The organism is Flavobacterium sp. (genome assembly GCF_050696275.1).
In the GTDB taxonomy this organism is placed as follows: Bacteria; Bacteroidota; Bacteroidia; order Flavobacteriales; family Flavobacteriaceae; genus Flavobacterium.
The window spans coordinates 43,409-67,359 of sequence record NZ_JBOGUT010000002.1 but is presented as its reverse complement, the minus strand read 5'-3'; the positions used below and the strand labels follow the sequence as shown (position 1 = coordinate 67,359).

The 23,951-nt window shown below is 35.4% G+C and carries 23 protein-coding genes; 11 read left to right on the top strand and 12 right to left on the bottom strand.

Translation table 11 applies throughout. The features are described 5' to 3' along the window. Positions 1–110: 110 nt before the first annotated feature. The 6 genes from ACRDEC_RS01725 to ACRDEC_RS01700 form a co-directional block, all read right to left on the bottom strand. Complete coding sequence (locus tag ACRDEC_RS01725; protein ID WP_431496604.1) at positions 111–617, bottom strand: RDD family protein; 507 nt, start codon at positions 615–617, stop codon at positions 111–113. A 4-nt stretch (positions 618–621) separates the two neighbouring features. Further along, positions 622–846, bottom strand: coding sequence for a hypothetical protein (locus ACRDEC_RS01720; protein ID WP_431496603.1), 225 nt, complete (start codon positions 844–846; stop codon positions 622–624). 114 nt (positions 847–960) lie between these two features. After that, positions 961–3,378 carry a ribonucleoside-diphosphate reductase subunit alpha gene (locus tag ACRDEC_RS01715; RefSeq protein ID WP_431496602.1) on the bottom strand — a complete coding sequence of 806 codons (2,418 nt, stop codon included), beginning with the start codon at positions 3,376–3,378 and terminating at the stop codon, positions 961–963. A gap of 229 nt (positions 3,379–3,607) precedes the next feature. Further along, the gene (locus tag ACRDEC_RS01710; protein ID WP_431496601.1) at positions 3,608–4,585 is read right to left on the bottom strand and encodes a ribonucleotide-diphosphate reductase subunit beta; all 978 of its coding nucleotides are present in this window, start codon (positions 4,583–4,585) and stop codon (positions 3,608–3,610) included. A 249-nt stretch (positions 4,586–4,834) separates the two neighbouring features. Further along, positions 4,835–5,404 carry a DUF3109 family protein gene (locus tag ACRDEC_RS01705; protein ID WP_431496600.1) on the bottom strand — a complete coding sequence of 190 codons (570 nt, stop codon included), beginning with the start codon at positions 5,402–5,404 and terminating at the stop codon, positions 4,835–4,837. A gap of 51 nt (positions 5,405–5,455) precedes the next feature. Next, entirely contained in the window at positions 5,456–6,262 is an 807-nt protein-coding gene (locus tag ACRDEC_RS01700; protein WP_431496599.1) for a hypothetical protein, read from the bottom strand. A 45-nt stretch (positions 6,263–6,307) separates the two neighbouring features. Between ACRDEC_RS01700 and ACRDEC_RS01695 the strand changes: the two genes are divergently transcribed. Genes ACRDEC_RS01695 through ACRDEC_RS01685 form a run of 3 tightly spaced genes read left to right on the top strand, consistent with a single transcriptional unit; the run spans position 6,308 to position 7,740 of the window. Then, a complete protein-coding gene (locus ACRDEC_RS01695; RefSeq protein WP_431496598.1) occupies positions 6,308–6,886 on the top strand; it encodes a MarC family protein in 579 nt (192 codons plus the stop codon). A 39-nt stretch (positions 6,887–6,925) separates the two neighbouring features. Beyond that, positions 6,926–7,129: a hypothetical protein gene (locus tag ACRDEC_RS01690; RefSeq protein ID WP_431496597.1), complete on the top strand. Its 204-nt coding sequence runs from the start codon at positions 6,926–6,928 to the stop codon at positions 7,127–7,129. After that, positions 7,129–7,740: an FAD-dependent oxidoreductase gene (locus tag ACRDEC_RS01685; protein ID WP_431496596.1), complete on the top strand. Its 612-nt coding sequence runs from the start codon at positions 7,129–7,131 to the stop codon at positions 7,738–7,740. The genes ACRDEC_RS01690 and ACRDEC_RS01685 overlap by 1 nt, the downstream gene beginning before the upstream one ends. A gap of 1 nt (position 7,741) precedes the next feature. Here the strand turns inward: ACRDEC_RS01685 and ACRDEC_RS01680 are convergent, their stop codons facing one another. From ACRDEC_RS01680 to ACRDEC_RS01670, 3 genes are read right to left on the bottom strand one after another with little or no spacing between them, the layout of a single operon-like run. Continuing rightward, positions 7,742–9,316 (bottom strand): S41 family peptidase, encoded by a 1,575-nt coding sequence (locus ACRDEC_RS01680; protein WP_431496595.1) that lies wholly within the window; start codon positions 9,314–9,316, stop codon positions 7,742–7,744. Positions 9,317–9,357: 41 nt separating this feature from the next. Then, a complete protein-coding gene (locus tag ACRDEC_RS01675) occupies positions 9,358–9,786 on the bottom strand; it encodes a deoxycytidylate deaminase (RefSeq protein WP_431496594.1) in 429 nt (142 codons plus the stop codon). Then, positions 9,786–10,379, bottom strand: a complete 594-nt coding sequence (locus ACRDEC_RS01670) for a HupE/UreJ family protein (RefSeq protein WP_431496593.1) — start codon at positions 10,377–10,379, stop codon at positions 9,786–9,788. Before ACRDEC_RS01670 ends, ACRDEC_RS01675 begins: the two co-directional genes overlap by 1 nt. A 149-nt stretch (positions 10,380–10,528) precedes the next feature. Here ACRDEC_RS01670 and ACRDEC_RS01665 point away from each other — a divergent pair, with 149 nt between their 5' ends. Beyond that, on the top strand, positions 10,529–10,960 hold the full coding sequence (locus tag ACRDEC_RS01665; RefSeq protein ID WP_431496592.1) for a TerB family tellurite resistance protein: 432 nt from the start codon (positions 10,529–10,531) through the stop codon (positions 10,958–10,960). 47 nt (positions 10,961–11,007) lie between these two features. Here the strand turns inward: ACRDEC_RS01665 and ACRDEC_RS01660 are convergent, their stop codons facing one another. Further along, positions 11,008–11,832: a universal stress protein gene (locus tag ACRDEC_RS01660; protein ID WP_431496591.1), complete on the bottom strand. Its 825-nt coding sequence runs from the start codon at positions 11,830–11,832 to the stop codon at positions 11,008–11,010. A gap of 178 nt (positions 11,833–12,010) precedes the next feature. Here ACRDEC_RS01660 and rimP point away from each other — a divergent pair, with 178 nt between their 5' ends. The 7 genes from rimP (at position 12,011) to ACRDEC_RS01625 (ending at position 19,281) form a co-directional block, all read left to right on the top strand. Further along, complete coding sequence (rimP, locus tag ACRDEC_RS01655; RefSeq protein WP_431496730.1) at positions 12,011–12,475, top strand: ribosome assembly cofactor RimP; 465 nt, start codon at positions 12,011–12,013, stop codon at positions 12,473–12,475. Between the two features lie 14 nt (positions 12,476–12,489). Further along, positions 12,490–13,734, top strand: a complete 1,245-nt coding sequence (gene nusA, locus ACRDEC_RS01650) for a transcription termination factor NusA (RefSeq protein WP_431496590.1) — start codon at positions 12,490–12,492, stop codon at positions 13,732–13,734. A 45-nt stretch (positions 13,735–13,779) separates the two neighbouring features. Next, complete coding sequence (gene infB, locus ACRDEC_RS01645; RefSeq protein WP_431496589.1) at positions 13,780–16,626, top strand: translation initiation factor IF-2; 2,847 nt, start codon at positions 13,780–13,782, stop codon at positions 16,624–16,626. Between the two features lie 210 nt (positions 16,627–16,836). Then, positions 16,837–17,421 (top strand): phage tail protein, encoded by a 585-nt coding sequence (locus tag ACRDEC_RS01640; protein WP_431496588.1) that lies wholly within the window; start codon positions 16,837–16,839, stop codon positions 17,419–17,421. A gap of 6 nt (positions 17,422–17,427) precedes the next feature. Beyond that, the gene (locus ACRDEC_RS01635; protein WP_431496587.1) at positions 17,428–18,000 is read left to right on the top strand and encodes a phage tail protein; all 573 of its coding nucleotides are present in this window, start codon (positions 17,428–17,430) and stop codon (positions 17,998–18,000) included. A gap of 6 nt (positions 18,001–18,006) precedes the next feature. Further along, positions 18,007–18,687, top strand: a complete 681-nt coding sequence (locus ACRDEC_RS01630; RefSeq protein WP_431496586.1) for a T9SS type A sorting domain-containing protein — start codon at positions 18,007–18,009, stop codon at positions 18,685–18,687. Further along, the gene (locus ACRDEC_RS01625) at positions 18,688–19,281 is read left to right on the top strand and encodes a phage tail protein (RefSeq protein ID WP_431496585.1); all 594 of its coding nucleotides are present in this window, start codon (positions 18,688–18,690) and stop codon (positions 19,279–19,281) included. Between the two features lie 117 nt (positions 19,282–19,398). On the opposite strand, the gene ACRDEC_RS01620 is transcribed toward ACRDEC_RS01625, so the two are convergent. Together ACRDEC_RS01620 and sppA are read right to left on the bottom strand one after the other, a co-directional pair. Next, positions 19,399–22,026: an AsmA-like C-terminal region-containing protein gene (locus ACRDEC_RS01620; RefSeq protein WP_431496584.1), complete on the bottom strand. Its 2,628-nt coding sequence runs from the start codon at positions 22,024–22,026 to the stop codon at positions 19,399–19,401. 155 nt (positions 22,027–22,181) lie between these two features. Then, entirely contained in the window at positions 22,182–23,942 is a 1,761-nt protein-coding gene (sppA, locus tag ACRDEC_RS01615) for a signal peptide peptidase SppA (protein ID WP_431496583.1), read from the bottom strand. Between the last annotated feature and the right edge of the window lie 9 nt (positions 23,943–23,951).

Below are 23,951 nucleotides of genomic sequence, written 5' to 3'. Positions count from 1 at the left end.
ATAATTTGTGTAGTTCTTTTAAAAGCTTGATTGAATTGTAAAAAAGAACAGCCATCAAAAATGACAGCTGTTTTTTAGAATTTAATTGGTATTTTCAGTTATCCGATGCTTTATCTTTCCTTTTTTCCGATTTCTTCAAAAGAATATAAAAGGGCTCGTTTTCTTTCAAAAATGTCTTTTTTTACGACATAAGTATCCGAAAATGAATCATGCCAGCCTCGGGCATTATTCCCCAAAAAAGTAAGTGCATCGAAAGGAATTATTCTGCATAAAGTACGTTTTAGGATAATTTGGGAATTCGGTTTTGATCCGTCTTTGAGTACTACCATCGTTTTAGTGATGTATTTTCCAATGGTTCGGGAGAAATAGCTTTCAAGAAGAGTGCAGTATAAAATCATAATCGCTACAAACAGAATTGTTCCTTCTAAATCACTAATATCCTGCATCCATTCTAATATGGCGGTCGAACTGAATATTTCGGACACAATAACGGTTATAAATGCTAAAATAAAAAGCAGTATGTATTGCATGATGATATCAATGATATAATTTACAAACCGCTGCCCGCGACTTGCAAGCATATCAGAGGTTACTTTAAAAGAGACTGTGTTTTCCATCGGTCTATTCTTTTAAGTTGGCTAAAAAGAAATTACGTGACTTTTTAGGGTATTTATCATAGCTTTTATCACTAGGATTTTCGATCACCGTTTTGAGGTTTACTTCGTCGCCTAATTTGAAACTTTTCTCAGTATATTGATAATCCAATAAATAGGGACCGCAGAAATAATTTCCGTCGCTGTCTTTTTCTATGATTCCTGTGTAAACTCCTTTTTTATCTTTTGACATTTTGAATAAAATTTAGGGTGTAAAGGTATGAAGATTGAAGCAATTTGTATAAAAAAACAGCTACCGAAATGATAGCTGTTTTTTTATTGAAAAATATTTTACTTCCGATAATGATTAACTTCCACACATTTCGCAATCTTCAGGACCTGCGTTTTTAGATAATTCAATCATGGCTCTGTATTCCTCCGGAGTCATTTCGACTACTTCGGTTTCAGCAGCAACGATTTGCGGTTTTACAGTTGAAGCTTCAATTGGCTCCGTTTTTTTGTCGTTATTTAATGTGAATTTAATCGCATCAACAGCAGCTTTGGTTCTCAAATAGTACATTCCTGTTTTTAAACCCGATTGCCAAGCATAGAAATGCATTGATGTTAATTTTGCATAATTGGCATCCTGCATAAACAAGTTCAAGGATTGTGATTGGTCAATAAAATAACCTCTGTGACGTGACATATCGATAATGTCTTTCATAGACATTTCCCAAACTGTTTTGTATAATTCTTTCAAATCTTGCGGAATGTCAAGATCCTGAACAGAACCGTTATTACGCATTAATTGCTGTTTTAACTCTTCGTTCCATAGCCCTCTGTTTACCAGATCCTCCAGTAAATGTTTGTTTACAACAATAAATTCTCCTGAAAGTACTCTTCGGGTGTAAATATTAGAAGTATAAGGTTCGAAAGCTTCGTTGTTACCTAAAATCTGTGAGGTAGAAGCGGTTGGCATCGGAGCAACTAATAATGAGTTTCTTACACCATGTTCCATTACTTCTTTTCGCAATGAAGCCCAATCCCAACGACCGGATAATTCTTCATCTTTCATTCCCCAAAGATTGTGCTGAAATTCTCCTTGTGAAATTGGAGAGCCTGCAAATGTTGAGTATGGTCCTTCTTCAATGGCCATTTCTTTTGAAGCGGTTACAGCTGCAAAATATAATGTTTCGAAGATCTCCTGATTTAATTTTTTAGCTTCATCAGAAGTAAAAGGCATACGCAATAAAATAAAAGCATCTGCTAAACCTTGAACACCTAATCCAACGGGACGGTGACGGATATTGGAATTTTCAGCTTCTTTTACCGGGTAGTAATTTCTGTCGATTACTTTGTTTAAGTTACGGGTAACGCGTTTTGTTACTTTAAATAACAACTCGTGGTTAAATTTCCCGTTTTCCACAAACATTGGAAGGGAAATAGAAGCAAGGTTACAAACGGCAATTTCATCTTTTGATGTGTATTCCATAATCTCGGTACATAAGTTCGATGAACGAATGGTTCCCAGATTTTTCTGATTCGATTTGCGGTTTGCTGCATCTTTGTATAGCATGTATGGCGTTCCTGTCTCAATTTGAGATTCCAGTATTTTTTCCCATAATTCACGCGCTTTGATTGTTTTTCTGCCTTTTTTTCGGGTTTCATAATCAATGTACATAGTTTCAAATTCCTCCCCATATACATCATATAATCCCGGACATTCATTTGGACACATTAAAGTCCAATAACTGTCTTCCTGTACACGTTTCATGAATAAATCAGACGTCCACATGGCAAAGAATAAGTCTCTCGCACGCATTTCTTCTTTTCCTGTATTTTTTTTCAAATCCAGAAAATCGAAAATATCAGCATGCCAGGTTTCAATATAAATAGCAAAACTTCCTTTACGTTTTCCTCCTCCTTGATCTACATAACGTGCAGTATCGTTAAAAACACGCAGCATAGGAACGATTCCGTTAGAAGTTCCGTTTGTTCCGCGAATGTAAGAACCGGTTGCGCGAACATTGTGGATTGATAATCCAATTCCTCCTGCAGATTGTGAAATTTTCGCTGTTTGTTTTAAGGTGTCGTAAATTCCGTCGATACTGTCATCCTGCATAGCCAAAAGGAAACAAGAAGACATTTGCGGTTTCGGTGTTCCGGCATTGAATAACGTTGGTGTTGCGTGTGTAAAGAATTTTTTCGACATCAAATCGTACGTTTCAATAACAGCTTCAAGGTCATTCAAGTGAATTCCCACAGAAACACGCATCAGCATATGCTGCGGACGTTCTACGATTTTTCCGTTTATTTTTAGTAAGTACGAACGCTCTAAAGTTTTAAATCCGAAATAATCGTAATTAAAATCTCTGTTGTATATAATATGTGAATTCAGAAATTCGGCATTTTCCTGTATTACTTTATGTACTTCTTCCGAAAGCAATGGGGCTTCCTGATTGGTTCTTGGGTTTACATAATGATACATTTCATTCATTGTTTCCGAGAATGATTTGTTGGTGTTTTTATGTAAATTAGAAATAGCAATTCTAGCGGCTAATTGTGCATAATCCGGGTGTGCAATTGTCATCGAAGCTGCGGTTTCGGCAGCAAGATTGTCTAGTTCAGAAGTTGTTACGCCGTCATATAAGCCTTCAATGACACGCATGGCAACTTTTACAGCATCTACTAAATCGTTTAAACCATAGCACAGTTTTTTAATTCTGTCTGTGATTTTGTCGAACATTACAGGTTCTTTGTGACCATCTCTTTTTACTACGTACATAATTGTTTGTTTTTAGGAAAGCAGAAAATCCCTTTTCCGTTTCTGGTTATTTGTATTAATTGTGTGTTTTTTTTTTGAAGCTAATCCGGCTAGCCATTGCAATCTTTTTATCTCTTATTTGGCTATTCGTTTTTTCAAACGAACACGAAACCAGAGAGATAAAAAGGATTTCCATTTTTATCCGGGCTAAATAGGCTAAGAACAGCGTTTGGCTGGCTTGTAAATGATTTTAAAAATCGGCGTCGAAACTAATTTTTTGGGCTTCGCTATCGGTGTTCATTACACCTGCTTTTTGGTATTCTGCAACACGTTTTTCAAAGAAGTTGGTTTTTCCCTGCAATGAAATCATGTCCATAAAATCGAACGGATTAGATGCATTGTATTCTCTGTCACAGCCTAATTCAACAAGTAAACGGTCTGCAACAAATTCTAAATATTGCGTCATTAAAGCAGCATTCATACCGATTAAACTTACTGGTAGTGATTCGGTTACGAATTCTCTTTCAATGTTTAAAGCATCAATAATAATTTCTCTGATTCTGGCTGTTGGAACTTTGTTTACTAAATGATGGTTGTGTAAATGGACTGCGAAATCACAGTGAACACCTTCGTCACGGGAAATTAATTCGTTTGAAAAGGTCAACCCCGGCATTAAACCCCGTTTTTTCAACCAATAAATCGAACAAAATGCACCAGAGAAGAAAATACCTTCTACAGCAGCAAATGCAATTAGTCTTTCAGCAAACGAATCGGATTCAATCCATTTTAAAGCCCATTCTGCTTTTTTCTTAATGGCAGGAAATACTTCTAAAGCATTGAATAATTCTGCTTTTTCAGCTTCGTCTTTTACATAAGTATCAATCAATAGTGAATAGGTTTCGCTATGTATATTTTCCATCATGATTTGGAAACCGTAGAAGAATTTAGCTTCAGCATACTGCACTTCGTTTACGAAATTTTCAGCCAGATTTTCATTTACAATTCCATCCGATGCAGCAAAAAAAGCCAGAATGTGTTTGATGAAATATTTTTCATCTTCATTTAGTTTGTTGTTCCAATCGGATAAATCCTGATGCAAATCAATTTCTTCTGCTGTCCAGAAACTCGCCTCCATTTTTTTGTACCATTCCCAAATATCATGGTGCTTAATCGGAAAAATGACGAAACGGTTCTTGTTTTCTTGTAATATTGGTTCAACAATAGACATAGATAATTGATTTTTATTGAGTTAAAAAAAGATTTTTTGTAACGATTGGGGTTTACAAAGATTGAAATTTGTTGCGTAAATAAAAAGATATAGTTATCCACAATTGCCTTTAGTTTTTAACAAAAAGCCATTTTGTAAACCTACCTTTACAAATTTAATAAATTATTGTAAATCAGGTATTTAAAAATTAAAAAATCTCTTAAGTGTTGTGAAATAAGGGTTTTTTAATTTAGATTCGGTTTGGCTTTTTTAATGCTTTTTTAGCTCTTCGGCTACCTTTTCAAGTTCTGCATACCAGTCCTCACCAAAGCGGCGGATGAGTGCTTCTTTTACAAATTTGTAAACCGGTACTTCGAGTTCTTTCCCTAAAGCACATGCCGGAGAACAAATATCCCATTTGTCATAATTTACAGCCGCAAACTCGGTGAAATCTTTTACGCGAATTGGATACAAATGACAGGAAACGGGTTTTTTCCAATCTATAATTCCTTGATTATAGGCTTGTTCTATTCCGCAAAGAGCAGTTTTATTGTCAAAAATCACATAGGCGCAATCTTTATTGTCAATAAGCGGTGTTTCGAGATCGCCGTCAGTTCCTTTTACCCAGGCTCCTTGTGCTTCGATTGCGGCAATACCTTCTTTACGAAGAAAAGGTTTTACTTTTGGATAGATGTCTTCCAGAATTTTGGTTTCGTCTTCCAGCAAAGGAGCGCCAGCATCGCCATCAACGCAACAAGCTCCTTTACAAGCAGATAGATTGCATACAAATTCTTTTTCAAGAATATCTTCAGAAATGATGGTTTTGCCTAGTTGAAACATTTTGCGCTTTAATTTTTAGAGGTGCAAAAGTACAAAGTTTAATTGCATTCTCTACATAAACTGATAATCTGATTTGTTAAATGTGAATGCCTTCTTTTCTAAAGCCACACATGTCATGGATACATTCTTTGATTTATCCTTTAAATCCTTGAACTCCATAGACATCATCAGCGGTTTTTCGCCTGGTTTAAAAAAGCCTTTAAGAGCGTTTGACAAGCTTTGGTCCTGCTGGGATTTGAACATTTCTGCAAAACTTACTTTTGCTTCATTGGTATAATAAAAAACCATGGTCGATGTGGAGCTGGTTGCCTGAATTCCTTTACAGTTGAATCCCATAATCACTTTGTTTGGTAATGATTTGTAGGTGTATTTTGTGTTTGACGAATTAGCAGCTGCCGAGTAATCCGGTATTTTAGATGCCATTGCCGTTTTCTTTGATCCTTTTTCAAAACTGGTTACCATCAGCTTGTTTTTAGTATCCATTATCATAAACATATTAGAACCTGTCTTATTCATGTTGGCTCCATAATAAGCAGAATTAGGTTCTAAAAAATAATCTATTATCATTGATTTTCCAGCGGCGCTCTTCATTTCCATGCTGTATTTCCAGCTAAAAGAATATTTTGCAGGGATCTGAGATGCGTCAACTTTGTTTTTACTCATAGACATAGCGCTTTCTATAGCTTTCTTTTGTGCTTCGGAAGGTTTTTGTGCTTGAACGGTTATAAAAACAAATACTACTAAAATCATGCTGAAAATAAATTTTGTGCCTTTCATAATGGTGTTTTTAAATTGGTTAATTGTCTTATTTACAGTAAATTTAAATATAATATAGATATCATGTAATTTATTTGACATGTAATTTGAATTTAAAATACCTTTGTAAAAAAATAACACAAGACTATGTTTGAAATTAGCTGGAAAGAAATTGTAACTGTAGGAATGGTTTTATTTGCTGTAATTGATATAGTAGGTTCTATTCCGATTATCGTTAATTTAAGAGTAAAACACGGTCATATAGAATCAGAAAAGGCTTCGTTAGTAGCGGGTCTGATTATGATTGTTTTTCTTTTTGTGGGAGAAGAGTTTTTAAGTCTGGTTGGAATTGATGTAAATTCATTTGCTGTAGCGGGATCTTTCGTCTTGTTTTTTCTGGCATTGGAAATGATTTTGGGAATTCATCTTTACAGGGACGAGGAGGCAAGTTCGGCTTCGATCGTGCCATTAGCTTTTCCATTAATAGCAGGAGCAGGGTCAATGACGACTTTATTGTCATTAAAATCACAATACCATACTGTAAATATTATTATCGCTATTTTGTTGAATATAATTTTGGTGTACGGAGTCTTGAAATCGTCTTCCAAACTTGAAAAAATGCTTGGTAAAAATGGCTTAAGTGTCATTAGAAAAGCATTTGGAGTTATTCTTTTGGCGATTGCTGTTAAATTATTTGCGGGTAATGTTAAAGGATTGTTTGCATAATTTAAATTTCAGTAATTTTGTCCAAATAAATCCTTATAAATGAAAATTTTTACCTATATTATTATTGCTTTTGCTGTTGTTTTAATTGGATTTAACATAGCAAAGTTAGATTTTAACAACCTCTTTGAAGGCGACAGTTTAATTGCCTTGATAGGGATTATTGCCATACTTTGCGCAGTTGTCATCTTATTGATTTTCAGACTTTCGAAATCTATTGATGAGAAACTTAAAAAACAACAATAATGCTTGACGTTTTAATTATTGGAGGCGGAGTCTCAGGGGTTTCCTGTGCTTTAGTATTAGGCTCGGCTCACAAGAAAGCATTTGCTCAGGATAAAACGATTTCTATTATCACACATCAAAAAGCTTCGTCTCTTCAGGATGCTGTTTTTTTTAATGCATACGGAATTGAATCCGGGAAATTAGGCGCTGATTTATTAGCCGAAACGACCCAGCAGCTTCAAAATAATTATCCTCATATTACTCAGGTTCCTGAAGAAAAAGTTATCAAAGTTGCATTGATGAACGGAGGTGGTTTCGAGGTGATAACAAATAAAAGTACTTATAATACTAAAGTTATAGTCGTGGGTATTGGTTCTTCTAATCTTTTTGATATTGAAGGACTGAAGCAATACCTTGAACCTCATAGAAAGTCATTGCCTGAAAAAAATAGGATTCAACTTAAAAATAACGATCATTTGGTTGCTGAGGGTATTTATGTTATCGGAACGTTAGCGGGGCATAGAAGTCAGCTGGATATTGCTGCCGGAAGCGGTGCTGCTGTAGCTACAGATATTCTGACACTTTGGAATGGCGGAACAGAAACACATTCTCACGATAGTGTGAGGAAATAGTTTAGTGTTTCAGTGCTTCTTTGACCATCATATCGTCTTTAAGTGCTATTTGATAGTATTGATTTTCACCTAGTAATTGGCGGCAGAATTCGGCAGTCAAATAACGTTTTACATAATTTTTATTCGAATCTAAATCGATAAAAGATTCCGAAGTATTGACGAAATGTTTGAAGTTGTTAAAATAAACATCAGAAGTTTCAATTTTAGCGACAATCTGTTGCATTGACATTCCTTTAAAAGTATTGCGGTTTGCATCCAGTTCCGTAAAAACAAAATTTGTTACTGCTCCGGACTGCATTAATAACGGAATGATTTCATTTCCTTTTGCAGTTTCAATCGGAACGAAAATATCAGGAACAATTCCGCCTCCGCCATATACAATACGCCCTTTCGGAGTTTTGAATTTTAAAGTGTCGGCAACTTTTATGCTGTCTTTTGCATAAAGTTCTCCATTTTGATAGCGATGCATGAAATCGTTGAAGTATTCTTCATTTCCTTCTTTGTACGATTTTTGTATGGAGCGTCCGGTTGGAGTATAATATCTTGCTACTGTTAAGCGTACAGTTGATTTGTCGTCAAATTGCATTTCTCTTTGCACTAAGCCTTTCCCGAAAGAACGACGGCCAATAATCAGTCCTCTGTCATTATCCTGAATGGCGCCCGCAATAATTTCGCTGGCTGATGCTGAATTTTCGTTGATTAAAACGGTTAGCTTCCCATTTTCGAAAGCACCTTCATCTGTAGCAAAAGTTTTATCAATCCTTCCTTTTCTGTTTTTGGTGAAAACAATCAGTTTTTCATCTTTCAGGAATTCATCAGAAATAAATACAGCTTCTTCCAGGTAGCCTCCGCCATTGTTTCTTAAATCTAAAACCAATGATTTTGCACCTTGTTTGATGAGTTTGTTTAATCCGGATTTAAATTCGGTATACGTAGTTTCTGCAAACCGGTTAATTTTGATATAGCCCGTAGTTTTGTTAAGCATTAGGGCAATGTCAACGCTTTTTACAGGAATCACATTGCGAAGGACTTTTACTTTGAACTTTTTGTTTTCCGATTTTCTGAATATAAGAAGAGTAACTTCTGAATTGGGTTCGCCTTTAAGTTTGGAATACAGTTTTTCGGTTGTAATTTTTTTCCCCAAAAGCATTTCGCCATTGGCAGATAAAATACGGTCTCCGGCTTTAATTCCTGCTTTTTCGGAAGGGCCGCCTGCGATAGGCTGTATAACGGCAACTGTGTCTTTGTCTATGAAGAAATTAACGCCAATCCCAACGAAATTACCTTTCATGTTCTGGGCAACTTCTTCGGCTTCATTTTTTGCAATGTATACAGAATGCGGATCCAGTTTTTCTAAAATGCCATTTACGGTTTGGTCAACAATCGAATCGGTATTGACTTCGTCTACATAATCACTGTCAATAAAATCAATCAGTTTGTTGAGTTTACGTTTGGTTTGATTCTCGGCATTTTGTTTTTCTGAAACAGGAGCTTTGATAAAAGTACCGCCCAGCAAGAAGCCTACCGCAATAGCAGTAAAAATAATTAAAGGGAAGTATACTTTATCAACTTTCATTATGTTTTTTTTTTTTCTTAAATATTTAGATTAAAATGAAATTAATCTACGTCTTCAATATGTGTGACATCAACGCCGGCTTTTTCTAAAAACTGCAACCCGGAATCGTCTTTGTATCCTTCCAGATAAACCACACGCTTTATTCCTGATTGATGTATCAATTTGCTGCATTCCTTGCAAGGAGAAAGCGTTATATATAATGTAGCGTCATTACAGGACTGAGTCGAACGAGCTACTTTTAGAATGGCATTGGCTTCCGCGTGTAAAACATACCAATGGGTTAAATTTTCCTCATCTTCGCAACAATTCTCAAATCCGGAAGGAGTGCCATTGTATCCGTCAGAAATAATCATTCTGTCACGTACAATAATCGCGCCAACTTTTTTTCGTTTACAATAGGACAATTTACTCCATTCTTTTGCTAATCGCAAATAAGCTTTGTCGTATTTGTTTTGTTTTTTTTCTTTCATTATCTGTTCCAAATTGGACTTTGAATTATCATTGGTACAACAACGCCTATTATAAATGCTGACATGACAAGTGTCCAATCTCTTTTCGAAAATCTAAAAATAGTCTGTACAATATAAGATAGTATTAAAACTATAAAAACTACAATAATCTGAGCTGTTTCGATACCTAATGCAAATTCTGACAAAGGTAATAGTTTATCTGCGGCCTTTCCTGGTAAAATAGTTTTGAAATAATTGGAAAACCCTAATCCGTGAACAATACCAAAGAATAAAGTAACAATCGCAATTAAGCTGATACTCTCGTTTTTATTGTTTTTCCCGGCCGTAAATAAATTAAATAAAGCCACAATCAATATGGTGATGGGAATTATAAATTCGACAAGGTTTACTTTTATCAATACAATTTCATATACCGAAAGAACTAATGCTAATGTGTGTCCTAAAGTAAATAAAGATACTAAAAGTAACAATCGTTTCCAATCCTTAAAAGCATAAGGTACTGTTAATGCGATTAAAAAAAGTACATGATCGTATGCATTTATATTTAAAACATGCTTAAGACCAATATTAAAATACAACCAGAATTCTGACATGATAAATGTTTTTGGGATTGCCAAACTTACAATTTATTTTCTGTTTTTGATAATTTTTTATGATTGTGGCGGGTATGAACTATTTAAAAAAAATGATTTTAAAAGTAAGAATATAGTTATCTTTGCAGAAATATTAATTTTATAAAACTATGTCTTTTTCCGATTTATTTGATAGTGAATTTAAAGCCAGAAATAAAGGTCATTTTTCTGCAATTGTTAGAGTTGCCATTGCTGATGGTGATTTGAGTGATGAAGAGAAGCAATTTTTGGACAAATTAAAAAGTCGTCTTGAAATTTCTGATGAGGAATATGAGGAAATTCTTGAGAATCCTTTAAAATATCCTATTAACCCGCCTGTTTTACATACGCAAAGATTGGAGCGTCTGTATGATTTGTCCAGAATGGTATATGCTGATCATATTCTTGGGCCTAAACAAAAGGAAATTTTAACGAAATTTGCGCTTGCTCTTGGTTTTACACCTGGAAATGTAAATTATATAGTAGATAAAGCAATGTCGCTTTTACTGTTACAAGTAGATTTGGATACCTTTATTTATGAAATGCAACACATGAATAAATAATAAAAAAGCTCCTGAAAAGGAGCTTTTTTATTATTATGATTTTATAATTAGATTTTAAAAGTAACTACAGGTTTGCTGGAATGATTTACCAGGCCTTCACTAATACTTCCGTTAAAAAAGTGGTATAAGCTTGTTCTTCCGTGAGTGCACATTCCTATGATGTCTGCATTAATTCCGTTTGCAAAGTTCAATATTCCGGTTTCAATGTTTGAGTCGTTATAAATGTGTAACGAATAATTTGTGATTGGAAATTCAGCCACGAACTCTTTCATTATTTTCTGTGCAGCATGTGATGATTTGAAACTGTTAGGGGTATTAACCATGACCAAATCAAGATGTGCTCCAAAAACGTTGGCAAAATCGACTATTTTTTTGAATGGTTTTTTTGTTTCCGGGGTAAAGTCGGAAGCAAAGACAAACCGATCGGCTTTGAAGTTGTTGTCTTCATGTTTGATTACAAGAACAGGAGCTTCAGAGGTACGGACAATTTTTTCGGTTGTAGAACCTATAAACATTTCCTGAAATCCGGATGCGCCATGTGAACCCATTACTACAAGATCTACACTATTTTTCTGACTGGATTTTATAATTCCTTCAAATGCCCTTTCAAACTTAACAGCTTCGCTAACTTTGATTCCTTCAAGAAAATCGCGGGTAAGAAGTTCTTCTAATTTTTCATGCGCTTTTTTCATAAAAAGCATGATTTCCGGTATGTCTGCACCGCCACTTACTGCGTCGGCCATTTGTGTTGGAAACTCAAGCATGTGAACCAGGAAGATTTCACCTTCATTATCTCTTGCAATTTGTGCGGCAACTTTAAGGGCGTATTCTGCGTGATCAGAAAAATCTGTTGGAACTAAAATTCGTTTCATAATCTTTTTAGTTTAAGGTTAGTATTCTTAGTTTGGTAACATATTGTTCATTAAAGATAGGAATTTATTTAACGTAACACAATATTTCGTAAATTAAAAAAAAGTAGTATATTTGCGCCATTATTTAGTGGTTGATTTAAATAATGAGGGAAGCAACGCTTCCCTCTTTTTATACAGTATGACATTTAAAGAAAAAGTAAAAAAATTAGTTGACGAAGGGCTGGACCAGCACCCGGGTTTATTTTTAATTGATATCACTATTACTGATAGTTACAAAATTATTGTAACTTTAGATGGTGATAATGGGGTGCAATTGCAGGATTGTATCAACATGAGTCGTATTATTGAGAATAATTTAGACAGAGAAGAGCAGGATTTTTCACTTGAAGTTGCTTCTGCTGGTGTGTCAGCGTCTTTAAAATTAATTCGTCAATACAGAAAAAATATTGGCAGGACTTTAAAAATAAAAACTTCATCCCAGACTATTGAAGCTAAGCTTTTACAGGTTGAAGATGAAGGTATAACGGTTGAATGGAGTTCGAGAGAGCCTAAAAAAATAGGTAAAGGAAAAGAAACAGTGATTCACAATGAGAAGATCGCTTATGGCGATATTATCGAAGCGGTAGTTACAATAATATTTTAAATTAAAGAGTTGGCATGGAGAATTTAGCATTAATCGATTCATTTTCAGAATTTAAGGATGACAAACTGATTGATCGTGTAACGCTTATGGCGATTTTGGAAGATGTATTTAGAAATGCATTAAAGAAAAAATACGGTTCAGATGATAATTTTGATATCATTATCAATCCTGATAAGGGAGATATGGAAATTTGGAGACGTAGAGTAATTGTTGCAGATGAAGATCTTGATTTTGAGAATGAGGAAATTACATTAACTGAAGCGAGAAAAATTGAACCGGATTTTGAAATTGGTGAAGAGGTTTCTGAAGAAGTAAAATTAATCGATTTAGGAAGAAGAGCTATTTTGGCATTGCGTCAAAACCTGATTTCTAAAATTCATGAGCATGACAATACAAATCTTTACAAACAATTTAAAGATTTAATAGGAGATATTTATACTGCTGAAGTACATCATGTACGTCCCAGAGCTGTAATTCTTGTAGATGACGAAGGAAATGAGATTGTTTTGCCAAAAGAAAAACAAATTCCGTCTGATTTCTTCAGAAAAGGAGATAACGTTCGCGGAATCATTGAAAATGTAGAATTAAAAGGAAATAAACCTCAAATTATTATGTCAAGAACTTCTGAAAAGTTCCTTGAAAAATTATTTGAACAAGAAATTCCAGAGGTTTTTGACGGATTAATTAACATCAAAAATGTTGTCCGTATCCCTGGAGAAAAAGCAAAAGTAGCAGTTGATTCTTATGATGACAGAATCGATCCGGTTGGAGCTTGTGTTGGTATGAAAGGATCTCGTATTCACGGAATTGTACGTGAATTAGGAAACGAGAATATTGATGTGATTAATTACACAACAAATATTCAATTGTACATTACAAGAGCTTTAAGCCCTGCTAAAGTTTCGTCAATCAAAATTGATGAAGAAAACAAACGCGCTGAGGTTTTCTTGAAATTAGAAGAAGTTTCAAAAGCCATTGGTCGCGGTGGTCATAATATTAAATTAGCTGGTCAGTTAACAGGTTATGAGCTTGATGTGATCAGAGAAGGAAATATTGCAGATAGTGAAGACGATGTTGAATTAACAGAGTTTTCAGATGAAATCGAAGCTTGGATTATCGAAGAGTTTGCAAAAATCGGCTTAGATACAGCACGTAGCATCTTAAATCAGGATGTAAATGATTTAGTTCGTAGAACAGATTTAGAAGAAGAAACTATTCTGGAAGTAGTTAGAATTTTGAAAGAAGAATTTGAAGATTAATTTTTTCTTTCAACCCAAAAAAAAAGATAATAATAAAAAGATTTTATGTCTGAAGGTACAATAAGAATAAACAAAGTTTTAAGGGAATTTAACATTTCGTTAGAAAGAGCCGTAGATTATCTAAAGGATAAAGGTTTCGTAATCGAATCTAATCCAAATACGAAAATCTCTGACGAAGTATACAATATCCTATCGAATCAATTTGCTGGAGACAAAGGGAATAAAGACGCTTCAAAAGAAGTTGGTGAAGAAAAAAGAAAAGAGAAAGAGGCTTTGCGTCTAGAAAGAGAACATGAAATTGAAGAGAAACGCAAACAGGACGAAGAACGCCAGCGTCAGGAAGTAATCAAAGCGAAAGCAAATGTTACAGGTCCAAAACAAGTTGGGAAAATCGATTTGTCGCCGAAACAGCCTGTTTCTGTTCCAACTCCAACTCCGGTTGCTGAGCCAAAAGAAGAACCAAAAGCTGAGCCAAAAGTGGAACCTGTAGTAGAAACTCCAGCTCCAAAAGAAGAAGTTGTTAAAGCTGTTGAAGTAATTCCAACTCCTGAAGTTAAGCCAGAGCCGAAAATCAAAGCAAAAATTGAGATAAAACCTGTTTCTGTAAAACCTGAAAACGTACCTTCAAAACCTTCAGTTGGAGAAACGCCAGCAGTTGAGGAAACATTTACGACGCAATACCAAAAGCTTTCTGGAGCAACTTTCACAGGACAAACGATTGACTTGTCGCAGTTCAACAAGCCTAAAAAGAAAGTTGAAGATAAAACGGCAAATAAACCTGGCGCAAATAATGCTGCCGGTGCAAATAACGCCAACAAAAACAAACGCAAACGTATTGCACCTAAACCAGGAGGAGCAAACTCTGCCGGAGGACCAGGAGCAAATCAAAATAGACCGGGAGGCCAAGGCGGACCAGGAGCAAATCGTGGCGCAAAACCTGGATTTGTAAAAGGAAACAGACCTGCTATTGTAGCTAAAGTAGAGCCGACAGAAGAGGAAGTAAAAAACCAAATCAAAGAAACTCTTGAAAGATTACAAGGTAAAGGGAATAAATCTAAAGCGGCAAAATACCGTCGTGATAAACGTGATACGCACCGTCAAAAATCGGATGATGAGCAAAGAGCATTAGAAGAAGGAAGTAAAACAATCAAAGTAACGGAGTTTGTTACCGTAGGAGAAGTTGCTACCATGATGGATGTGCCGATTACCAAAGTGATTGGAACTTGTATGTCATTAGGAATCATGGTTACGATGAATCAGCGTTTGGATGCTGAAACATTAACTATCGTGGCTGATGAATTTGGTTATGATGTTGAATTTATCACAACAGACATCGAAGAAAATATCGAAGTTGTTGAAGACAAACCGGAAGATTTAAAACACCGTGCACCTATTGTTACCGTTATGGGTCACGTAGATCATGGTAAAACATCTTTGCTGGATTACATTCGTAAGACTAATGTTATTGCGGGTGAATCAGGAGGAATTACACAGCATATTGGTGCTTATGGAGTAGAATTGGATAACGGACAGGAAATAGCATTCTTAGATACACCTGGTCACGAAGCGTTTACCGCAATGCGTGCCCGTGGTGCTCAAGTTACTGATATTGCTATTATTGTGGTTGCAGCTGATGATGATATCATGCCGCAAACGAAAGAAGCAATCAGCCATGCTCAAGCTGCAAATGTGCCGATTATTTTTGCTATCAATAAAGTAGATAAGCAAACAGCTAATCCTGAAAAAATTAAAGAAAAATTAGCTGCCATGAATTTCTTGGTAGAAGATTGGGGAGGAAAATACCAGTCGCATGATATTTCTGCAAAAACAGGTTTAGGAATCAAAGAATTATTAGAAAAAGTATTGCTTGAAGCTGAGATATTAGATTTAAAAGCAAATCCAAATAAACCTGGAACCGGAACTGTAGTAGAGGCTTTCCTTGATAAAGGACGTGGTTATGTTTCTACAGTATTGGTACAGGCAGGTACGATGAAAGTTGGAGATTATGTTCTGGCAGGTAAAAACCACGGTAAAATCAAGGCTATGCATGATGAACGTGGAAATAGTGTGATGGAAGCAGGTCCGTCTACACCGGTATCATTACTAGGTCTTGATGGAGCACCAACAGCTGGAGATAAATTTAATGTTTACGAAGACGAAAGAGAAGCTAAACAAATTGCTGCAAAACGTACACAATTAATGCGTGAGCAATCTGTTCGAGTACAACGTCATATTACTTTGGATGAAATTGGACGTCGTATTGCTTTAGGTCAATTTAAAGAATTGAATATTATCCTTAAAGGAGACGTTGATGGTTCTGTTGAAGCATTATCAGACTCATTCTCTAAATTATCTACTCCTGAAATTCAAATTAATATTATCCATAAAGGAGTTGGTGCGATTACAGAATCAGATGTAATGTTAGCGTCTGCTTCAGATGCGATCATCATTGGATTTAATGTTCGTCCGGCAGGTAACGCGAAGCAATTAGCTGATAAAGAAGAAATCGATATCCGTCACTATTCTATTATCTACGCTGCTATCGATGATTTACGTGATGCAATGGAAGGAATGTTATCTCCTGAAATGAAAGAAGAAATCACAGGTACTGCAGAAATCAGAGAGATATTCAAAATTTCTAAAGTGGGTTCAATTGCAGGTTGTATGGTTACTGACGGAAAAATATTCAGAGCGAATAAAATCCGCTTAATCCGTGATAACGTTGTAATTTATACAGGTGATCTTATTGCATTGAAACGTTTTAAAGACGATGTGAAAGAAGTTTCTAAAGGTTACGATTGTGGTATGCAGATCAAAGGTTACAATGATATTGAAATCAATGACGTAATTGAAGGATTTACTGAAGTTGCAGTGAAGAAAAAACTGAAGTAATTCAGATAAGTTTATAAAATTAAAACCGGCGTTGTCAAATTCGCCGGTTTTTTTATGCTTTGTTTTTTGATCTAAATAAAAGAATAAGTTCATTTCATCGGTTATTTTATACCGTTTATCTATTTTTTTTAAAAGAAATTAAAGCCTAAAATAATTGCTTGATTTTGACTCTATTAATTGATTAACTTCGTATTAAAATCTTCAAAACGTATGAAAAAAGTTACATTATTCATTATTTTAACTTTTTTGCTTTCTGTAAGTGAAAAAGGATTTTCACAAAACAATTATGTTGGTGAAATAAGAATGGTTGGATTTAATTTTGCTCCAACGGGCTGGGCAAAATGTGAAGGGCAATTGCTGCCAATTGCACAGAATACAGCATTGTTTTCTATTTTAGGAACTACTTATGGCGGTAACGGCCAAACCACTTTTGCTCTGCCTGATTTAAGAGGTAAAGTGCCAATGCATAGAGGCCAGGGACCCGGATTGCAATCAAGAGATCTTGGTGAAACCGGAGGCTCAGAAACCAACACATTATTAGTGAGCGAAATCCCTTCTCATTCACATATTATAAATGCTGTCACAGCTGATGGTAATCAAAACTTACCTTCTGGAAATTTGCACGCCAATACAAAACTGCTTGACAAAGAGTATTCAGATGCTTCAGGTGACACAACAATGAATAGCAATATGATTCAGGCCGTTGGAGGAAATCAGCCGGTAAATAACATGCAACCCTATAACTCTGTTACTTACATTATTGCACTACAAGGAGTTTTTCCACCACATAATTAATCAAACATGAAAAAAATAATACACACAATCGTATTGGTCTTTTTATATGTAGGTAGTCAAAATGCCTCGGCTCAAGACCATTTTTTAGGCGAAATACAGATGTTCTCAGGAAATTATGCACCTAACGGATGGGCTAAATGTGAAGGACAATTATTGCCAATTAACCAAAATCAGGCGTTATTTTCTTTGTTAGGGACAACCTATGGAGGCAATGGACAAACGACTTTTGCACTTCCGGATCTAAGAGGACGTGTGCCGGTTTACTATAATAATACTACAATTGTACAGGGACAAATGGGCGGATCGGAAACAAATACCGTAACAACTTCTCAACTTCCTGCACATTCACACACAGTAAATGCAGTTACAGCGGATGGTAATCAAAATCTCCCATCGGGAAATTTGCCGGCCAACACTAAAACACTTGATCCTGAGTATTCAAATACTGCCGCAAATACTGTTTTTAAATCGTCTATGTTAAGTCAAACCGGTGGAAATCAGCCAATGAATAATGTGCAGCCATTTACTGCAGTGACATTTATAATTGCAATTAACGGAATTTTCCCATCTCAAAACTAATCTGAAATGAAAAAATTATTTACACTATTGCTATTAATGTTTTTCTCATTAATAAGCGGACAGACCATAACATTTAATGGTTGTCCTGATTTATTTGCATCACAAAATTATATTTTTAATCTTACTGGTGCTGATGCAACAGGTAGAAATATATATGCTACTACACCTATAACAGGCGATCAGCCTTGCCCAGCAGGAGCATGTGAATTTAAAATTTTGTGGAGCACTGCCAATTCCAGATGGGAATTTATTGCAGACAGAGGCGATGGGGATTTTGTTAACCCATTCCTGGTTTATTCGAATACTTCAGCATCAACCCCAAATCCTCCAAGTATAAATCTAGGTACGTGGGTGGAGAATAATGTAGACACAGATGGGGATTGCGGGGGAAATTTGACTTCTGGAAATTCAACTATTACCGGAGCTGTACAGGATAATCTTTTGTCAACTGCTGATTTCGAAATCAACAAAGGAATTGTATTATATCCAAATCCTGCCAGTAGCTTTATCACTATTAAAAGTAATAGCCTTGTTAATGAAATTGCCATATGGAGCATACAAGGGAGAAAAGTGATGGAACTTAAAAGCACTGATGTGGTTAATATTTCAGGATTACAAGCCGGAATGTACATTGCAAGAGTAACGACTGAAGCAGGATTGCAGGTGTCTAATTTTATAAAAAGATAAATGATGAAGAAGATACTTTATATCGCAATCTTGGCTTTCTTATTTGTAGGGAACCAAAATAGTTTTTCTCAAGAGAATCCATACGTTGGGCAAATTAAAATGTTTGCAGGGAATTTTCCTCCTGCAGGCTGGGCTTTCTGTGATGGGCAATTACTTCCTATTGCAGAGAATGAAACTTTATTCAACATTATTGGAACCACCTATGGGGGTGATGGGCAAACTACATTTGCACTTCCGGATTTAAGGGGTCGCTTGCCGATGCATACCGGAACAGGAACAGGTGGGTTAACAACAAGGGTGTTAGGCGAAATGGGAGGGACGGAAACAACGGTAATGACAATCAATCAGATGCCGTCCCATAATCATTTAGTAGGTGGTGTTACAACGGATGGAAATCAGAGTACTCCGACAGGTAATGTATTTGCGAATACTAAAATATTGGATAAAGAATATTCTGATGCTGCTGCAGATACAACGATGAAATCAACGATGATAGGTAATACTGGCGGAAACCAGCCCATTAATAATGTTCAGCCTTTTTTGGCAGTCAATTTTATAATTTCTTTATATGGGATTTTCCCGACTCCAAACTAAATTGTAATTTATTTATATAAAGAAACCCCAACAAATATCATATTTGTTGGGGTTTTTGTTATTTTAGAATAGTTTGCTAAAACCAAAGTTAATGCTCATTAAATCACTTTTGGTAGCTTAAGGATTTTGTGCCGGTTTTTTCTTTTTATTGAAAATCCCGTTTAGCAATTCACCTGCAGCATTCTTAATTTCATCTTTTTTAGGAGTTTGTGTTTTGGTAGTGTCCTTTGGGTTTTTGGTTCCACCTCCCAAAATATTCCCTAAAGCACCTGCTCCTTGATTTAAAAGTTTATCTTTTTGCAATTTTACGATTTGTGCTGCCAGATTAGTTGTTGCTTGTTTCATATCTGTGGTAACTTTCGGGCTTTTAAAATTCCCGGTCATTAACGCAGTTACCGGAATGCTTTGAATTTTGGCTGCATCAGCCGGAGTCAGTTTGGCTAATAGTTTATTAACTTCAGCTCCCAGATATTTTGCCGGAACATCCATTTTAATATTATAGTTCATGTTTTGGTCAAAACCATGTGAACCTCCAATTTCGGCACTGATATCCTGGTATTTTATTGTAAAAGGTTTAATGTTTACTTTCCCATTGCTAAATGAAATAGCCGCTTTTATATCGTTTAAATTTAATTTATTAAGATCTAAAAATTTAACCTGAGAAGTTAATGCAGTCAGCATTTGGGAATTACTTGAATTAATAGTTGTTGATAATAATTGCCCTAACAAATCACCTGAAATGGTGCTTAAATCAGGAGTCATTTCAACAGCGTCAAGGTTTCCGGACAATTTGATGTTTGAGTTCAATTTTCCGTTAATTACACCGGCAATAGGGGCAATTTTCTTCAGCATATCTAAAGTGGTAAACGATTTAGCAATATCCACTTTGTCTAAATTTAAACTCATATTGAATTTAGATACATTTCCTTTGGTGGAAACCACACCATTCATACCAATTTGACCGTCAAAAATATTGGTTTTTACATTTTGCAGCGTTACGGCTTCATCACGGATAATCATGGTTCCTGAAACAGCTTTTAAAGTCAGATTGTCATAAACGACAGTATTCGCTTTAGCATTTACGGTACAATCTAAAAATGCAGGAATTTTTACGGCTTCTTTTTTGGTTTTCGAACCTGATTCTGATGAAGATTCAGCAGTTTTTTTTGTTCCGGCAGGTGTTGGAGCCATAAAATCTGAAACAAGGAAATTGTTGGAATTCATGTTGAAATTTCCTTTCAGAATTTGTTTTCGGAATAAAAACCCGTAGAAATTATCTAATGTCCCTGCTAATTGTATATCGGAATTTCCGGTTTTTAAATCCAACTGATTCAAACGGATCTGATTAGGATTAAAAGCAACAATGGCTTGTTTGATCTGAACCGGTTTTGCCATTCCTTCTCCTGTATAATTGAAACCGGTTAAAGTAATGTTTCCTGAATTTTGAATGTTTTGATATTGACTCGTTTCTACCGATTTCATATCGAATTTTGTTGCTACGTCAGCTTTCAGAATTCCAGAAAGCGGCTTGTCAAGTTTCACCGGATATGCTTTAGTTACATTGGCTAAATTAATGGTCCCTTTTAATGCGGCATCAACCAAAGCATTGGTAGCTACATTTCTAATATTGGCTTTTGCATTAAACACATCCTGATCTATTCTGAACGAAAGTTTATCTAAATTTACGTAGGTATCGTTCATTAAACCGGTTTCATTGATGATTTTAGTATCAATAATGATATTTTGTACTGATTTTGGTAAATCAGGGTATTGAAAAGAAGCATTGTTTGATGCAATCGCAATATTGAATTTAGGAACGGTAGTGTCTGTTAGTGATCCTTTTACTTTACCATTTACACTAAAATCACCTGTGGTTTTTACAGTGCTTAAATTTCCGGCATAAGCAGCAGGAATTAATCCTAAGAAGTTTTTGAATGATGATGTGGGTGTTTTGAAAGTCAGATCATACTCTTGCCCGGCTTCCAATAATTGAATGAACCCGTTGAATTCTAATGGTAATTCATTGATTTTAGCTTTGTTTTCTTTGAAAGTATATTTGCTTTTTCCTAAATCAATTCCTAAAACGGCATCAAGCGAAATGGCTACATTTTTCATGTAACTCATTTTGTCCATGTCAAGTGAAATTTTAGCTGTTGACTTTGTGTCTAAATCTAAGTTTTGTGCGGCAAAATTCCCGGTTCCTTCGTGGTTTAATTCGTTAATAACCATTTTTATCTTGGAACGTTCGTCATAATATTTGAATTTGAAATTCTCCACAGCATAACTCTGGATATTCATAGCAAATGGTTTGCTTTCTTCCTTTTCCTCTTTTTTGTCTTCTTTAATGGCAATGTCAAAATTTCCAATACCGTCTTTATTGAAAAGGATATTTGCTTTCCCATTTTTAATAGAAATAGCGCCTAATGTCATAGGTTCATTTTCGCCCTTGAATAATTCTTTGATAGACATTTTAAGATTTAATTCGTCAAAAGCCACTAAAGTATCTCCTGCGAAAGGAGCTTTGTTGATAATGACCAGTTTTTCAATACTGACATTGGCTTGCGGAAAGCTTTTAAACAAACTCAAGCTGGCATCGGCAAAAGTCACTTTTGCATCTACACTTTCATTGATGGATTGCTCGATTTTTGCTTTAATCTGATCTTTGAAAAATATTGGAATAGCTGCTAAACTTGCTACTATGACCAATAAAAAAATACCAATGCCTATAAAAATTTTCTTTTTCATTTTGTTTGAATTTACCGCTGTTTGATTAACAAAAAGTTCACTTGATTTCTTACAAAAATAGTATTTCTAATTGAGTCCTAATGTAAACTTATTATAAAAAAATCCGTTTCAGTAATAACTACTAAAACGGATAAAACCTTTATAATATTGTTAAATTATTTAATGTTTATTTCAAACGGAAGCAATGCTTGTGTGCCTTTTTGAGTGTTTAATCTTCTTATTTGCTCAAGAACCTTATAGTTAGCTTCTCCAATTTCTTCTTTGATAAGATTTTCACGCGATTTCATAAAAGGAATTCCGCTTCCGCCAAAAAGGTCTTTGAAATCTTTTTCAAATTTCGGATATTCTACTGTCGAGAATTTTTTGATTTTAACCAATTGAGAAGCATAAGCCATGGCATCATCCATACCGCCAATTTTATCCACCAGTCCAAGTCTCAAAGCATCTGAACCAGCCCAAACTCTTCCTTGTGCAATAGCATCTACTTGTGCGAATGTCATTTTTCTGCCTGTAGCAACACGATTGACAAAAATCTTGTATATATTTTCAACTCCTTCTTGTGTGAAAGCTCTGAAATTAGGGTCAAGCGGTTTGAAAACACTGTATCCTGATGCGTTTTCATGAGTTTCTACCAATTCGGTATTTATTCCGTAGTTTTTAGTTACCTGTGAAAAATTCGGTAAAGTGCCAAATACACCTATAGAGCCTGTAATAGTACTGGCTTCAGCAAAAATTTTATCAGCATTACAGGCAATGTAATAACCGCCTGAAGCAGCCAGATTACCCATGGAAACAATGACAGGTTTTGCTTTTTTAGTTATTTCGATTTCTCTCCAAATCAAATCTGAAGTCAATGCACTTCCTCCGGGGCTGTCAATTCGCAATACAATAGCTTTGATGTTTTCGTCTTTTCTTGCTTCTTGTAACGAACGACGCATTGAACCTTCACCAACAACATTCAAATCACCTTCACCTGAGCCAATTTCGCCTTGAGCGTAAATAACGGCAATTTTGTCTTTGGTGTCGAAATCACCGCTTGAAGTGGCAACATCCTGAGCATAATCCATAATGTCGACGGTGTTGTAATCTTCGTCAGCGGCAACTTTTAATAGTTTTCGAATGTCATCGTGGTATACATCTTCATAAGCTACTTTATCAACCAGTTTGTTTGCTTTTGCCATTTCAGGAGTTCTTGCTAATAATCCGGTAGCAATACTGTTTAGCTGTGCTACAGGAATATTTCGGGATTTTGAAATGTCAGTAACTATGGAATTCCAAATAGAATTCAGGAAAGTAGAAATCTGTTCCCTGTTTTCAGGACTCATTTCATTAGCTAAAAACGGTTCGACAGCACTTTTATATTTTCCGTGACGAATCACTTCCATTTTAAGCCCGGTTTTGTCCTGGAAATCTTTAAAATACATTACTTCTGTAGAAAGTCCTTTGAAATCCACTTCGCCAACAGGATTCAGATAAACAGTATTAGCAACAGAGTTTAAGTAATAATCTTTCTGAGACAAGACGTTTCCATAAGCCATGATAAACTTTCCAGATTTTTTAAAATCTTCCAGAGCGTCACGTAGGGCTTTGGTTTGTGCTACACCCAGATTCAAATCATTGTTAAGGATAGATATTCCTTTTATCTTGTCGTCTGTTTTAGCGGCTTCAATTGCTTTTAAAATATCAGTTAAACCATTGTGATTGGCTTCAAAATAACCTATTTCTTCAAAATTAAATTTACCGCCGTAATCATGGGTTACTTTTTCCAGATTCAATTCTAAAACAGAATTATCTTCTACACGAGTTCCTTTTGGTCCGCCAAAAAGGGCAGCGATAATAAGTAAACCAAAAAAGAATAATATGCAAAAAACAAACAAACCAATTATGGTGGCTAAAACATTTCCTAAAAATTTCATTTTGTTATT

Bases quoted from the DNA above. Each gene is read 5' to 3' on its own strand.
- ACRDEC_RS01725 (WP_431496604.1), bottom strand. From the start codon at position 617: ATGGAAAACACAGTCTCTTTTAAAGTAACCTCTGATATGCTTGCAAGT.
- ACRDEC_RS01720 (WP_431496603.1), bottom strand. From the start codon at position 846: ATGTCAAAAGATAAAAAAGGAGTTTACACAGGAATCATAGAAAAAGAC.
- ACRDEC_RS01715 (WP_431496602.1), bottom strand. From the start codon at position 3,378: ATGTACGTAGTAAAAAGAGATGGTCACAAAGAACCTGTAATGTTCGAC.
- ACRDEC_RS01710 (WP_431496601.1), bottom strand. From the start codon at position 4,585: ATGTCTATTGTTGAACCAATATTACAAGAAAACAAGAACCGTTTCGTC.
- ACRDEC_RS01705 (WP_431496600.1), bottom strand. From the start codon at position 5,404: ATGTTTCAACTAGGCAAAACCATCATTTCTGAAGATATTCTTGAAAAA.
- ACRDEC_RS01700 (WP_431496599.1), bottom strand. From the start codon at position 6,262: ATGTCAAATAAATTACATGATATCTATATTATATTTAAATTTACTGTA.
- ACRDEC_RS01695 (WP_431496598.1), top strand. From the start codon at position 6,308: ATGTTTGAAATTAGCTGGAAAGAAATTGTAACTGTAGGAATGGTTTTA.
- ACRDEC_RS01690 (WP_431496597.1), top strand. From the start codon at position 6,926: ATGAAAATTTTTACCTATATTATTATTGCTTTTGCTGTTGTTTTAATT.
- ACRDEC_RS01685 (WP_431496596.1), top strand. From the start codon at position 7,129: ATGCTTGACGTTTTAATTATTGGAGGCGGAGTCTCAGGGGTTTCCTGT.
- ACRDEC_RS01680 (WP_431496595.1), bottom strand. From the start codon at position 9,316: ATGAAAGTTGATAAAGTATACTTCCCTTTAATTATTTTTACTGCTATT.
- ACRDEC_RS01675 (WP_431496594.1), bottom strand. From the start codon at position 9,786: ATGAAAGAAAAAAAACAAAACAAATACGACAAAGCTTATTTGCGATTA.
- ACRDEC_RS01670 (WP_431496593.1), bottom strand. From the start codon at position 10,379: ATGTCAGAATTCTGGTTGTATTTTAATATTGGTCTTAAGCATGTTTTA.
- ACRDEC_RS01665 (WP_431496592.1), top strand. From the start codon at position 10,529: ATGTCTTTTTCCGATTTATTTGATAGTGAATTTAAAGCCAGAAATAAA.
- ACRDEC_RS01660 (WP_431496591.1), bottom strand. From the start codon at position 11,832: ATGAAACGAATTTTAGTTCCAACAGATTTTTCTGATCACGCAGAATAC.
- rimP (WP_431496730.1), top strand. From the start codon at position 12,011: ATGACATTTAAAGAAAAAGTAAAAAAATTAGTTGACGAAGGGCTGGAC.
- nusA (WP_431496590.1), top strand. From the start codon at position 12,490: ATGGAGAATTTAGCATTAATCGATTCATTTTCAGAATTTAAGGATGAC.
- infB (WP_431496589.1), top strand. From the start codon at position 13,780: ATGTCTGAAGGTACAATAAGAATAAACAAAGTTTTAAGGGAATTTAAC.
- ACRDEC_RS01640 (WP_431496588.1), top strand. From the start codon at position 16,837: ATGAAAAAAGTTACATTATTCATTATTTTAACTTTTTTGCTTTCTGTA.
- ACRDEC_RS01635 (WP_431496587.1), top strand. From the start codon at position 17,428: ATGAAAAAAATAATACACACAATCGTATTGGTCTTTTTATATGTAGGT.
- ACRDEC_RS01630 (WP_431496586.1), top strand. From the start codon at position 18,007: ATGAAAAAATTATTTACACTATTGCTATTAATGTTTTTCTCATTAATA.
- ACRDEC_RS01625 (WP_431496585.1), top strand. From the start codon at position 18,688: ATGATGAAGAAGATACTTTATATCGCAATCTTGGCTTTCTTATTTGTA.
- ACRDEC_RS01620 (WP_431496584.1), bottom strand. From the start codon at position 22,026: ATGAAAAAGAAAATTTTTATAGGCATTGGTATTTTTTTATTGGTCATA.
- sppA (WP_431496583.1), bottom strand. From the start codon at position 23,942: ATGAAATTTTTAGGAAATGTTTTAGCCACCATAATTGGTTTGTTTGTT.